Raw genomic sequence first — 11,778 nt, forward strand, 5'->3', positions numbered from 1 at the left:
ATCTGTCTTGATGTATCGGCATGTAATCTATCTCAGTTACAGACAGTATAATCCTGTGGTCCACAACGGCTCTCAATCATTACAGACACTGGTGATATAATGCTCAAGCCATAAGGCACAACAATATTGGAGTGAGCATGAAAGACGGAATTTATAAGCTTATTTTTAATACCAACGTCAACCCAAACGGTAAACTTGATGGGGTCGTCACTGTCCGAGATGGAGCGATTAATGGCGGTGATCATGTGTGTTATTACATGGGTAAAGTGACCGGAAGTAAGGCGTCTGTTAAGTCTGTTCCGCACAACAAGCATGATACCAATGCATTTAATGGGAAGACTCCATTAGACCTTGAGTTATCTATCGAGGATCATGGCAATCATTATCTATTCAAAGGCCATATCAAAGAAGATCACTCCAAAACTATCCACGGACAACTAAACTTCCTTAGTGAATTGGCTTGAATCATCAAGTGAACCGCCTCCGGGCGGTTTTTTATTGGATGCTATTTATAAAACTCTGCAAAAGGTGTTCATGAAGTGCCTTTGACAGAATCTTATAGATGTTTGCAATCATGTCGGTCTCACCATTACTGAGCGGGAGACTTTACTAACTAGCAGGAAACTCTAAAAATGACCAAACCAGATTGGGAGGCCATCGAATCGGCGTACCGAGCTGGATTGATGTCTATCCGAGAAATAGCATCACAACATGGCATCACTCACGGCGCTATTAACAAGCGAGCAAAACGCGACGGATGGGAGCGAGACCTCAAGGCAAAGATAAAAGCCAAGGCTGATGCGCTGGTATCCAAACGCGAGGTATCCACGCAGGTATCCACCGAAAAGGCTTTATCTGAGCGGATACTGATTGAGGCAAACGCCGAGGTCATTGCTAACGTCCGTATGGAGCATCGTGGTGACATCCGGCGAGCCAGAGAGATAACCAACGCCCTATTTGATGAGTTGGGTGCTGAGTGTGCGGATATTGAGGCTCTTCGCAAGTTAGGCGAACTGATGCTCCAGCCAGATGAGAATGGACGCGACCGACTAAATGAAGTTTATCAGTCGATAATCGCATTACCTGAGCGAGTCAAAGCAGTTAAGGCACTCAGCGACGCTATGAAGAACCTTATTGGCCTTGAGCGCCAAGCCTACGATATCGGCGAAGATAAAGGCGACAACGTTGTTAGTAAACTCTCCGACCTAATGGATTCATTGTCTCAGGGGGCTTAATGAAACCTGAGCACCTCAAGCTGCTTGCAGATAAAGACTGGCGGCTGAATAACCTTTACTGGATCACCGACAAAGAAGGTAAGCCAATCCGCTTCAGGATGACCCCTGAACAGCGCGAATACTTCGAAGGTATACACACTCGCAATATCATTCTTAAAGCTCGTCAGCTTGGCTTCACTACTGAGGTTTGCATTATTCAGTTGGATGCCGCGCTGTTTGAGTCTGCTAAATGCGCCTTGATTGCCCACACACTGAATGACGCCAGGCGGCTGTTTCGCGAAAAGGTAAAATACGCCTACGACAAGTTGCCCGATGAAATCAAAGCAGCAAATCCGTCAAATAATGATTCCGCTGGCGAGTTGGTATTTAACAAAGGCGGTTCACTCTACGTCAGCACCTCATTTCGTGGCGGTACGCTGCGTTACCTGCACGTTTCTGAGTTCGGCAAGATATGCGCAAAGTATCCCGATAAGGCACGTGAGATTGTCACTGGTGCGTTTGAGGCGGTATCGACTGGATGTTTTGCCACGATAGAAAGCACTGCTGAAGGCCGTGCTGGTTACTTTTTCGATTACTGCCAGACGGCTGAGAAAGCTCAGTTGCAGGGTAAGAAATTATCCCCGCTTGACTGGAAGTTCTTTTTCTTCTCCTGGTGGAAGAATCCGCAGTACGCAATCGACCCAGTTGAGGCTTTACCTCCGCGCCTGGTTGATTACTTTGCCGAGATGGAAGCTAAGCACGGCGTTCAACTGAACGAGCGCCAGAAAGCCTGGTACTACGCCAAAGAAAAGACGCTCGGCGATGATATGAAGCGGGAATATCCAACCATCCCCGCCGAAGCATTCCAGCAATCAGTCGAAGGCGCTTACTACGCCAAACAATTCCGCTGGCTCTATACCAATAAGCGGATCTGCAAATTACCTGATAACTCACACTTACCGGTTCACACATACTGGGATTTAGGCGTTGGGGATTCGACGGTAATTTGGTTTGTCCGCGAGGTTGGTAGCGAATATCACATCATTGACTACTACGAGAATAGCGGCGAAGGGCTTAGGCATTACATGAAGGTACTGAAAGAGCGGGGTTATGAATACGGTGAACACTGGGCACCACATGATATCGATAACCGTGAGTTTTCTGGTGATGGCAAGACCCGCAGGCAGTTAGCGTCGGAAGGATATGAGGTAGATGGTGAAACCTACAGTATCGAATTCAATGTTGTACCGAAGTTGAGCATTGATTCGGGCATTGAGTCTGCTCGCGAAATATTGCCACTTTGCGTTTTTGATGAAGAGAAATGTGCTGAAGGCATTACTCATCTGGAAGGCTACCGTAAAGAGTGGGATGACAAGCGCGGCTGCTGGAAAGATAAGCCACTTCATGACCATACATCACATGCCGGTGACGGTTTCCGTTATTTTGCTGTGGCAATGAAAAACAAATTATCCATTCAAGGCATGTTGGTGCGTAAGCGCTGACGGGGGATGACGTGAGCAATAATATCGATATTAAAGCGTTATCCATGGCGGTAAACAGCCTTGCGATTGAACGCGCCCGAATGATGAACCTCAGTTTCGGTAAGTCAGGAAATACTAAGCGAACTCGGATATATCAGGAGTTTGGGTATCCAGAGAACCTGACTTTTGATGAGTATTACAACGCCTATGAGCGGAATGCAGTGGCTGGGGCAGCAATAAAGAGGATGGTTGAAGGCTGCTGGGAAGATTACCCCGAAGTGTTTGATGGTGAAAAATCGCAAGATTCCAAGGGGGAAACACCATGGGATAAAGCAACTAAGAAACTACTCAAGCGCTGCTGGAAGCAAATTAAAGATGCTGACCGGCGTAATCTTGTTGGGCGCTATTCGGCCCTGTTGATTCAGCTACGCGATAACGCTCAATGGTCTGAACCGATAGTGGCAACCACCATCGGATCGCTCAAGGAGAAAGCACTCGTTAGGCTAATTCCCGTATGGGAGTCGCAGCTTGATGTTTCTGGCTGGGATACTGACCCGCTTAGTGAGAATTACGGTCAGCCTAAAATGTACTCCTATACCGAATTACCGGTTGAAGGACAGCATAGCGGCGCGCCATCTCGACAAGTCAATATTCACCCTGATCGCGTTATCATCTTGGCTGAAGGTTCCGAGGATGGGACGCTAACCTCTGGAGTTCCACTACTAAGAGCTGGTTTCAATAAGCTACTTGATATCGAAAAGACATCTGGCGGGGCCGCTGAGGGCTTCCTGAAGAACGCCAGCCGTCAGTTAAATTACGAATTCGATAAAGAAGTCGATTTTAATAAGTTAGCGAAGGCACTAGGTACAAATCTTGACGGGCTTCCTGATGCGCTAGATGAACAAGTTAAGAGACTAAATGACAGCACTGACAGCGCCTCATTTATGCAAGCGGGTAAGGCTACAGTTCTGGCTGTGACTGTTGCCGATCCTGAGCCAACGTGGCGTACCCTTGTTAATGAATTCTGCTCAACCCTACCCATGCCTTTCAAGGTATTAATGGGTATGCAAACAGGTGAACGAGCCTCGGCTGAGGATGCGAAAGACTGGGCCAAAACCCGCATGTCACGGCGTAATGGCTTCCTGTCTGACTTAATTGAAACCGTGCTTACTCGTTTCTGGACTATCGGCATTATTGATGAGCCACCAACGGGCGAGATTACAATCTCATGGTCTGACTTACTCGCACCCAGCAAGGCAGCGAAAATTGCTGATGCTGACAAGATGGCTGATGTAGCGGTTAAGACACAAAACGCATTTGGGCGTTCAGCTATTAAAGAGAACGAAATCCGGGCCGCCGCTGAGTTACCAACTTTGCCAGAGTACGAGATAGAGTTACCACCGCGACCCACAGGAGACCCGCTGACCGATGATAAACAAACGTCCGGGCCTGCCGGTGATACCAAGAAACAAAGCGGACCCAACTCAAAGCAGCCGCCAGGTAAATAAGATGCGCAGTGATATCGCCCAGCGGTATTACGACATCAAAGTAGCGCTCAGACAGCAATTCGATATTTATCTAACCGGTACCATTCAAACCAATAACTCTCAATCAAGCGCCATTATCTGCAATAACGCAGCAGATGAGCTGCCATCGCTTTATTACGTCAATGCCGGAGAGTTTATCTACGACATGGACGCAAGGCGATTGGCAGCACTGCTGGAGATTGTGCAGACGATACTCGACGATTATCTGCTTGAGGGGAATAGTCAGAATATTTGGGCCATGTCATATGTCTCATCTGAATTTGAACGCGGCACATTAAATGCCTACACAAACCTTGCGGCACAGTCACCCGTATATGCCTCGCAAACCACGTTATCTCAATTGCTGTTTAGTGCACCTTACCTTAATCAGATACAAATGGCATACGTGCCCGTATATAGCGACTGGGAAGGGCTATCTGATGCCACTCGCGCTGATTTAGCTAACGTTCTGGCTGATGCTATAGGGCGTGGAATTAACCCGCGAGAGACTGCCAGCATAATCAGCAAACGTCTTGATGTATCGATGGGTAAAGCTGAGAACATTGCTCAGACTGAACAGGTAGGTGCTTTAAGAGAGGCGCAGTGGAGTGAGACCACATGGGCAAAGGAAAGACTAGGCCTAAACACTGGCCTGCTGCATCTTTCAGCACTAAAGCCAACTACTCGACAAACTCACGCATTTTGGCATGGCAAAGTCAGGACTGTAGAAGAGGTTAGAGAGTGGTACAGCATCAACGGCAATAAATACCACTGCTACTGCTCTCAGATACCGGCCATCTTGAATGATAAAGGTGAGATTGTTAATGAGGGATTGAGTGATAGGCTGGCTGAAGAGAGGAGAAATTGGCAAATTATCCAATAGGTCATAAGATGAAGGCTTCTTGAAAAGGAGTCTGTCATGGCACAGGAATTTGGTTTTCTGGTAAAAGTGTTCTCGCAAGAAAAATATCGTGACGATTTTCTAGATGGTAAATTCTATATGAATCCCATCAGTTTTTTTAAAAACTACGAAGAAGAAACTGTAAACAATATAGGCGATAAGAATGAAGCCGTAAGGGCATGGCTACAACCTCATGAACTAAGCATTACCTTTAAACCACCAGGAATGGACGAATTCACCATTCCAGGAAAAGACATTGCCGCCCCAATTGTCATAAGGTCAAATGTTCATGATAATTACAATGTTCTTTGCCTAACATTGCTTCATTCACATGGAATAGACATTAGTGAGGGGGTCACCGACGAGGAAGTTGAGCTTCTTAATGGGTATTTCCATCTTCCAGAAGAAGCAATAGGCTTAGGGGAATATGCTGTTGTCATACCTAATTTGCCTCGGTTTCTTGAAAGGATAAGAAGCGCAGCACAGGCTCTCATTTCTGCAGATAAAGCGTCTTCCTTTTTTGCAGATAAAGTTAAGTACTATGACAAATCGAAAACTCTCCCACTACTGAATGAGCATGAACCAGTATTCCATAAACAAAGCGATTACGAGCACCAAAGTGAATTTCGATTGTGTTTGGATAGGGGGGGGGCAGAGCCGACACCATATACATTTGATGTTGGAGATATAAGGGATTTAGCTAATCCTTGCCTCACATCAGAAGTGAATTCAATGTTCAGTCTTGATATCAAAAAAATCTAACCCTCTTCGGAGGGTTTTTTATTGCCTGAAATCCACCAAAGAGGACACAGCATGTCACGCATCTGCGTAAACGTGCTGTCGGTCATCAACTCCGCTTCAAACATCACTTCTGAAATCATTGATGGCGTTGAGCACATCGTTGTGAAGGACGTCTGTCCGGTTATCGACGATATCGTGCTCAATGGCGGACTGTACCCGGCAGACGAGATTTCCAAAGGCTACCAGAGCCTTGAAGGTAAACCCATGCCGTATGGGCACCCGAAAATTGAGGGCCAATACGTCAGCGCGAGTAACGTGCGGGCTGTGAACGAATATCACATCGGTGCTTTTGCTCGCAACGTTCGTAAAGACGGCGATCGCGTACTGATGGATATGTGCGTTAACCGCCGTTATGCCGAAGCTACGGATAAGGGTAAAGAGGTCGTTAACCGACTAGACGACATGAAAGCGGGGAAAGAGGTTGAGCCAGTCGGCGTATCAACCGGGCTGAATCTGAATCGTTCAGCAGGAAAGGGAGTATCGAAGGGTAAAAAATACAACTGGATTGCCCGTAACCATGCCTATGACCACTGCGCAATTCTATTGCATGAGACGCCAGCCGGAACGCCGCGGGAGGGGGTGGGGATTTTTGTTAATGCTGCTGGTGAAGAGCTTCAGATTGAAACGGTAAGCCTGGCTGATTCTTCCGATTGCACCCGCGAAGGCTGGTTTAACAAGGTTCTGTTTCATTTCAGTACTAACTCGCAACTGTCCCACAGTGAAATATACGAAGCCATTAGCAATGCGCTGAATGCTGGCGGTGATTTCAATATTCGCCGCTGGATTGAGTCCATTTACCCCAATTATTTCATCTATGAAGATGGCCCCAAGAAGTTTAAACAATCCTACCTAATCGATGAGTCGCAGACAGCGCAACTCGTTGGCGAACCAACCGAAGTCATTAAAAAAGTCGAGTACGACGAAGTTAAAACCAACGGAGAATTAAATCCAATGAAAGACATGATTACCAATGCGCTGAAAGCTGCTGGAAAGCCGACTGACGGCAAAACTGAGGCCGAGCTGCTGGATGCTTACAACCAACTGATGGCTAAGCCTGCTGACACCACCGTCAACACTGATGCCATTACTGCCGCAGTAAATGCAGCAGTAAAGCCCTTGAGCGACGAGCTTTCCGGGTTAAAAACTCAGTTAGCAGCCAATGCTGATAAAGAACTGGCGACCAAGCGAGCAGCAGTGAAGGCTAAATTCAAGCTTGAAGATGCTGCAGTTAATACGCTAGCGGGTGAAGCGCTGGATGGTTTATTTGCTCAAACCCAATCAACTATTGGGCTAAATGGTGCGTTTAACCATGGTGACGCACAGGACGATATGGCTGATTACCTTCCGGGGAAGGTGGCGTAAATGGCTCGATATAACCGCATTAACATTGATGGCGCGGCAGAAACAGAAAACCGCCAAATGAAGGTTGCAGTATTGCCGGGCAGCTTGGCTTTTATCGGTTCAGATGACAAGTTCGACAAGTTTGTCACTGCTGGCGCGGGTGAGGGTGTCCAGCTTTATGCTATCGGCGTTGATTATCTGCAAGGTAAGCGAGTGACCGAAACTGTAGCGATTGGTGATATTGGAGTGGGCAACTATTTCGAGACTGGTCGATCGTTTGCAATGCTGGTGAAAGCAGCAGCCGCGTTGAATGTCGATACTCCTTTGGCTGTTGACGCGACTGGTGTTCTGCGCATTGGCGTTGTGGGTACCGATCACATTGTAGCTTACTCGAAAGAGAAGTTTACCGTTGGCGCTTCCGCTGAACTCGTCATCGTTCGCGCTGCTTAAGGAGATATGAATGTTAGTTTTTAACCACGCAGATGGGCATTTCAACAATGCCGCATATATGGCGCAGTACCGGGCGCTGCAAGAAGAACGCCGCATTGCTGCAAACGCACAGGCCAACATTACTGAAGGTCTGATCCAAGGCGGCATGCAGAACAGCGAAGCTTACGTTAAAAATGCCGCGGGCATTCTGACGCGTGACTTCTGGCAGGAAGTGGATAACCAAATTATCCAGATCCGCGACAATGACCAGGGCCGCGAGTTCTTAACTGACCTGCAATCAATCGGAACGCCGATTAACCCTGGCAAAACTGCGAAACTGTACACCGTTGGTCAGGATATCTCTGATGAAGTAACCATCTCTATGGATGCCCAGCCGCCTGTGTACAAAGACCATATCGATTTTGACACTGATGGCGATCCGGTTCCTGCCTTTACTGCTGGTTTCGGTGTGAACTGGCGTCACTGGACTGGACTCAAGTCTGAAAACATCGATTTAGTTGTCGAGTCTCAGGCTCGCAAGATGGTGAAGGTGTTCAGTCATATTGCCGACTATATGCTGGATGGTTCATCACGTGCCAAGGCTGGCAGCTATGTTGGTCAGGGTATCCGTAACCACCGTAACACCAAGAAAATCGATTTAGGTGCTTCAGGTGCCAACATCAATCTGGTTGCCGCAACTAATGACCAGATCATCGCGTTCTTTAACCAGGACTTCGCAAAAATTCTGGATGACAACTACATCGATGCTGTTGATGTGTTGTGGATTTCCCCAGAGATTCGCCGCCGTCTGGATGCGCCATTGTCTCAATCTGGTAACTATAAAGAAGGCACTCTGCGTGAGGAAATTCTGCGCTTCTCCCGCATTAAAGCTTTCCGCTCTACATTCAAAATGAAGGGTAACGAATTCTTCGGTTACGTAAAGAATCGCGAATACATCAGCCCGTTAGTTGGTGCGCCGGTATCAACTGTTGCAGTGCCGCGCTTGATGCCAAACGCAAACTACGACTTCATGATCTGGGCGTTGATGGGTATTCAAATCAAGGCTGACGTTAACGGTCGTGGTGGCGTGTTCTATGCTGCTGACATGAGTTAAGGAGATGGGAATGGAAAAGTATGTAATCACTCGGCCTTGGATTGCTGGCCAGAAAGAGGGGGATGTGGTTGAACTACAAAAACTGCATCCCTCTTTGGTTTCTCATGTCCGCTTATTTACTGATAACCGTGAATTTGAGGTTGCCACGCCATCCCCTGAAATTGACGAACTTAAAGCGGCACTCGTTGCCGCCGAAGCCGCGTTGAAAGCAAAGGACGATGAACTGGCCAGCGAAACAAATCGGGCAAATACCGCTGAAGCCGCGTTGAAAGCAGCAACTACAAAAGGGAAATAACAATGGCAGCCCAGATCACTCCCGCAGATGTTAAATCTCTTCTGGCAGAACTGGGCTATTCCATCCCGGAGGTTGTGCTGAATCTGATCATCTGCCAGGTGGATAAAATCGATACTTGCTTAGATGAGGCAGGCTATGACGATTGTATTCAGCAATTAATCAAGCTGTATGCAATAGCGCTAATGGCTGCCTCGTCTGGTGCCAGGAAGATTAAGTCGCAATCAGCGCCATCAGGAGCGTCACGTTCATTTGAATATGGCGAGGCAGGGCTGACACAGCTTCGTGATTCATTAACGGCTATGGATGTGTCTGGATGCACTAGCGGGCTTCCAATTACTGTTGGTAATCCGGTCGGGCTATTTATGACGGTAAGGGGAAATTGATGGTTGATGCAAAAAAACTCGCTGACTTGATGAATATGATGTTCAAGTCTGACCCAGTAGCTGTTGAATCTATTATTTCGAACCGAGTCATTGTTAATGAAGTCATGGCATCATCAGACTGTCCGATTATGTTAGCTCGGGACTCTCACGGAGTTTTAACAGTAGGCGCCATTGGAATACTTAATGGATTGGCAGCGCCTGGCACTGGATATCTTGCGGCAATTTATGGCGATGACAAACAGCTTTCAGGATTCACAGTCGTTAGCTGTAAAGAGTGCGAGCCGTACCAATTTGAGCAGTACCACTTATGAGTGCCGCCGCTAACTGGAGCTATACGGCAACCGCTACGTTATGGAAAAAGAGCGGGAAGCCAGACGATTATGGCAAACAGGCTTGGTTGTCTCCCATTCAGATCATGTGTGATTACGGCGGTGATGCTACGGCGAAGCTGGGCGGAATTGGTCTAGAGCTCGTTATCAAAAACACGCATTGGACTGAGTATGCCGAAGCTGAGCGGGGTGACTACATCCTGATTGGCGACTCTGTCGCTACTGACCCAACCAAGGTGGATGGCGCTGATGAGGTGAGGCATATCATTCGTTACGCTGACACATTCGAGCGTATTGCAGACGACTACGCAATTATTACGGGAGTCTGATATGGGTGCGAAGGTTAAAGGCATTAGAGAGGCAAAGGCCAATCTGGAAAGGCTGATAGGCGATATTCAAGGCCGGAAAGCTGTCAGGGCAATCACCAAGGCATTAATTATCGGAGCGTCACAAGCTGCACTCTATACCCCCATCGATACATCAACCCTTATCAACTCTCAGTTTCGTGATATCAGCGTGAACGGCACCAGACTGACCGGGCGTGTGGGGTACTCGGCAAATTACGCCATGTATGTTCATGACCTGAATGTTAAACAAACGTTCCGCAGGGCCACGGCTGAGAAAGAGTTTCTTACGAAAGGTTTCGCGGATAGTAAACAAGCCATTGAAAAGGCGATTATGGAGGAAATGAAGCTATGACTCCATCAATGCACAAACGCGTCCGAGATTACTTTGTAGATGCTGGGTTAACTACTGGCTTCACTACTCAAATGCTCAAATGGCGTGACACTGGCAAGCTGACTGAACAATTCATTGTTTTTCGGCCCAATGGCGGTAGCTCAATTCGTAACGACCTTGGTAGTGAGTATTACGTCCTGGTTGATGTAATTGGCGCGGTTAATGAGGATGAAGCAGCGGATAGCGCAGCACAGGCAATAATCACGCACGTACAGGCAAATCCGAATCCAAATGACTGCATTGGCTACATTGAAAACCTCGGCAGTATCCCATCACCCGTTACCACCACTGAAGGACGTCTGGTTTACAGACTTCAATTCGCAATTAAATACGGCGACTAAGCCGAACTAATAGAGGTAAAAAATATGCAAGGTTGCCAAAATGATTACGGCAAACTGGTTGGTCGCGTCGCCGTTTTACGGATGGCGTTTGGCTGCCCAGAAACACCACCATTAGCGGCTGATTGGAAGCGCATGGGTGCGCTGACTACCAAGGGCCTCGACTACTCAATGAATACCATCTCTTCAGATGCAGATGATTCTAAGGGGCTAGTTGAGAACCTAGTCACTAATATGGATTTGACCATTTCAGGTGAAGGTGAGTGGCGCAAACGGGCTAAAACAACTGAGATTGGCCCGGTAAATATGTCTAAATACCTGTTCACTGAGGTGCAGGCAGGGCGTCAGCCGGGGATTTGGGTTCGCTTTGATTTCCTCGGCGTGGATGATGGCACTTATATTCAGGGTTACTTTAATACCACGTCATGGAGTTCAGATTTCGGCTCTTCTGACTTCGCCACTTACTCCGGTGAATGGAAAGTTGCTGATGCGGATTCTGTCACTTTCGTTGATGGCTCGACGATTCCGGTTGCTAGTGTAACTGTAGCTCCGGCAACCAGTACCGGCGCGGTCGCTGCAACAGTTCAACTTACCGCTACCGTCCTGCCTGCGGACGCTACCGACAAAACTGGCGTATGGACAACCTCTGATGCCACCAAAGCAACGGTTAGCTCAACTGGTTTGGTCACCCGCGTTGCAGTCGGCGCGGCTACCATCACATTCACCACGAATGACGGTGCTAAAACCGCCTCAAGCAATATCACTATTACCGCGTAATTATCACAAAGAGCATCTTATCGGTGCTCTTGATGATGATTATTCATAAACTAACTATAAGAAGCCGAAGTAATGCCGCAGATGCAGAATTAGACCCGCCGAGTGCGTGTT

Annotated in this window: 16 protein-coding genes; all 16 read left to right on the forward strand. The window is 47.7% G+C overall.

Going from position 1 to position 11,778, the window contains the following annotated elements; genetic code table 11:
• Window positions 1-137: 137 nt before the first annotated feature.
• The 16 genes from A6J67_RS13310 to A6J67_RS13385 all read left to right on the forward strand — a co-directional run bounded on the left by A6J67_RS13310 (window position 138) and on the right by A6J67_RS13385 (window position 11,667).
• Window positions 138-464 carry a GrlR family regulatory protein gene (locus A6J67_RS13310; RefSeq protein WP_080608206.1) on the forward strand — a complete coding sequence of 109 codons (327 nt, stop codon included), beginning with the start codon at window positions 138-140 and terminating at the stop codon, window positions 462-464.
• A gap of 168 nt (window positions 465-632) precedes the next feature.
• A complete protein-coding gene (locus A6J67_RS13315) occupies window positions 633-1,235 on the forward strand; it encodes a hypothetical protein (RefSeq protein ID WP_080608207.1) in 603 nt (200 codons plus the stop codon).
• Window positions 1,235-2,716: a terminase gene (locus A6J67_RS13320; protein WP_080608208.1), complete on the forward strand. Its 1,482-nt coding sequence runs from the start codon at window positions 1,235-1,237 to the stop codon at window positions 2,714-2,716. Before A6J67_RS13315 ends, A6J67_RS13320 begins: the two co-directional genes overlap by 1 nt.
• Window positions 2,717-2,760: 44 nt before the next feature.
• Complete coding sequence (locus A6J67_RS13325) at window positions 2,761-4,203, forward strand: anti-CBASS protein Acb1 family protein (protein WP_080608488.1); 1,443 nt, start codon at window positions 2,761-2,763, stop codon at window positions 4,201-4,203.
• Window positions 4,124-5,104 carry a phage minor head protein gene (locus A6J67_RS13330; RefSeq protein ID WP_226967844.1) on the forward strand — a complete coding sequence of 327 codons (981 nt, stop codon included), beginning with the start codon at window positions 4,124-4,126 and terminating at the stop codon, window positions 5,102-5,104. Before A6J67_RS13325 ends, A6J67_RS13330 begins: the two co-directional genes overlap by 80 nt.
• Window positions 5,105-5,140: 36 nt before the next feature.
• Window positions 5,141-5,884: a hypothetical protein gene (locus A6J67_RS13335; RefSeq protein ID WP_105165836.1), complete on the forward strand. Its 744-nt coding sequence runs from the start codon at window positions 5,141-5,143 to the stop codon at window positions 5,882-5,884.
• A 51-nt stretch (window positions 5,885-5,935) separates the two neighbouring features.
• The gene (locus A6J67_RS13340; protein WP_080608211.1) at window positions 5,936-7,285 is read left to right on the forward strand and encodes a DUF2213 domain-containing protein; all 1,350 of its coding nucleotides are present in this window, start codon (window positions 5,936-5,938) and stop codon (window positions 7,283-7,285) included.
• Complete coding sequence (locus tag A6J67_RS13345; RefSeq protein WP_050287253.1) at window positions 7,286-7,714, forward strand: hypothetical protein; 429 nt, start codon at window positions 7,286-7,288, stop codon at window positions 7,712-7,714.
• A 10-nt stretch (window positions 7,715-7,724) separates the two neighbouring features.
• Window positions 7,725-8,807 carry a major capsid protein gene (locus A6J67_RS13350; RefSeq protein WP_080608212.1) on the forward strand — a complete coding sequence of 361 codons (1,083 nt, stop codon included), beginning with the start codon at window positions 7,725-7,727 and terminating at the stop codon, window positions 8,805-8,807.
• Window positions 8,808-8,817: 10 nt separating this feature from the next.
• A complete protein-coding gene (locus A6J67_RS13355; RefSeq protein ID WP_080608213.1) occupies window positions 8,818-9,102 on the forward strand; it encodes a hypothetical protein in 285 nt (94 codons plus the stop codon).
• Between the two features lie 2 nt (window positions 9,103-9,104).
• Entirely contained in the window at window positions 9,105-9,485 is a 381-nt protein-coding gene (locus A6J67_RS13360; protein ID WP_080608214.1) for a hypothetical protein, read from the forward strand.
• On the forward strand, window positions 9,485-9,796 hold the full coding sequence (locus A6J67_RS13365; protein ID WP_080608215.1) for a hypothetical protein: 312 nt from the start codon (window positions 9,485-9,487) through the stop codon (window positions 9,794-9,796). Before A6J67_RS13360 ends, A6J67_RS13365 begins: the two co-directional genes overlap by 1 nt.
• A complete protein-coding gene (locus A6J67_RS13370) occupies window positions 9,793-10,143 on the forward strand; it encodes a hypothetical protein (RefSeq protein ID WP_080608216.1) in 351 nt (116 codons plus the stop codon). The genes A6J67_RS13365 and A6J67_RS13370 overlap by 4 nt, the downstream gene beginning before the upstream one ends.
• 1 nt (window position 10,144) lies before the next feature.
• Window positions 10,145-10,513, forward strand: a complete 369-nt coding sequence (locus A6J67_RS13375) for a hypothetical protein (RefSeq protein ID WP_080608217.1) — start codon at window positions 10,145-10,147, stop codon at window positions 10,511-10,513.
• The gene (locus A6J67_RS13380; protein WP_080608218.1) at window positions 10,510-10,893 is read left to right on the forward strand and encodes a hypothetical protein; all 384 of its coding nucleotides are present in this window, start codon (window positions 10,510-10,512) and stop codon (window positions 10,891-10,893) included. The genes A6J67_RS13375 and A6J67_RS13380 overlap by 4 nt, the downstream gene beginning before the upstream one ends.
• 24 nt (window positions 10,894-10,917) lie before the next feature.
• Window positions 10,918-11,667, forward strand: coding sequence for an Ig-like domain-containing protein (locus A6J67_RS13385; protein ID WP_080608219.1), 750 nt, complete (start codon window positions 10,918-10,920; stop codon window positions 11,665-11,667).
• Window positions 11,668-11,778: the final 111 nt, after the last annotated feature.

This window comes from Yersinia sp. FDAARGOS_228 (genome assembly GCF_002073315.2).
GTDB classification, from domain to species: Bacteria; Pseudomonadota; Gammaproteobacteria; order Enterobacterales; family Enterobacteriaceae; genus Yersinia; species Yersinia intermedia.

Coding starts and splice junctions, on each gene's coding strand:
- A6J67_RS13310 (WP_080608206.1), top strand. CDS start 138: ATGAAAGACGGAATTTATAAGCTTATTTTTAATACCAACGTCAACCCA.
- A6J67_RS13315 (WP_080608207.1), top strand. CDS start 633: ATGACCAAACCAGATTGGGAGGCCATCGAATCGGCGTACCGAGCTGGA.
- A6J67_RS13320 (WP_080608208.1), top strand. CDS start 1,235: ATGAAACCTGAGCACCTCAAGCTGCTTGCAGATAAAGACTGGCGGCTG.
- A6J67_RS13325 (WP_080608488.1), top strand. CDS start 2,761: ATGGCGGTAAACAGCCTTGCGATTGAACGCGCCCGAATGATGAACCTC.
- A6J67_RS13330 (WP_226967844.1), top strand. CDS start 4,124: ATGATAAACAAACGTCCGGGCCTGCCGGTGATACCAAGAAACAAAGCG.
- A6J67_RS13335 (WP_105165836.1), top strand. CDS start 5,141: ATGGCACAGGAATTTGGTTTTCTGGTAAAAGTGTTCTCGCAAGAAAAA.
- A6J67_RS13340 (WP_080608211.1), top strand. CDS start 5,936: ATGTCACGCATCTGCGTAAACGTGCTGTCGGTCATCAACTCCGCTTCA.
- A6J67_RS13345 (WP_050287253.1), top strand. CDS start 7,286: ATGGCTCGATATAACCGCATTAACATTGATGGCGCGGCAGAAACAGAA.
- A6J67_RS13350 (WP_080608212.1), top strand. CDS start 7,725: ATGTTAGTTTTTAACCACGCAGATGGGCATTTCAACAATGCCGCATAT.
- A6J67_RS13355 (WP_080608213.1), top strand. CDS start 8,818: ATGGAAAAGTATGTAATCACTCGGCCTTGGATTGCTGGCCAGAAAGAG.
- A6J67_RS13360 (WP_080608214.1), top strand. CDS start 9,105: ATGGCAGCCCAGATCACTCCCGCAGATGTTAAATCTCTTCTGGCAGAA.
- A6J67_RS13365 (WP_080608215.1), top strand. CDS start 9,485: ATGGTTGATGCAAAAAAACTCGCTGACTTGATGAATATGATGTTCAAG.
- A6J67_RS13370 (WP_080608216.1), top strand. CDS start 9,793: ATGAGTGCCGCCGCTAACTGGAGCTATACGGCAACCGCTACGTTATGG.
- A6J67_RS13375 (WP_080608217.1), top strand. CDS start 10,145: ATGGGTGCGAAGGTTAAAGGCATTAGAGAGGCAAAGGCCAATCTGGAA.
- A6J67_RS13380 (WP_080608218.1), top strand. CDS start 10,510: ATGACTCCATCAATGCACAAACGCGTCCGAGATTACTTTGTAGATGCT.
- A6J67_RS13385 (WP_080608219.1), top strand. CDS start 10,918: ATGCAAGGTTGCCAAAATGATTACGGCAAACTGGTTGGTCGCGTCGCC.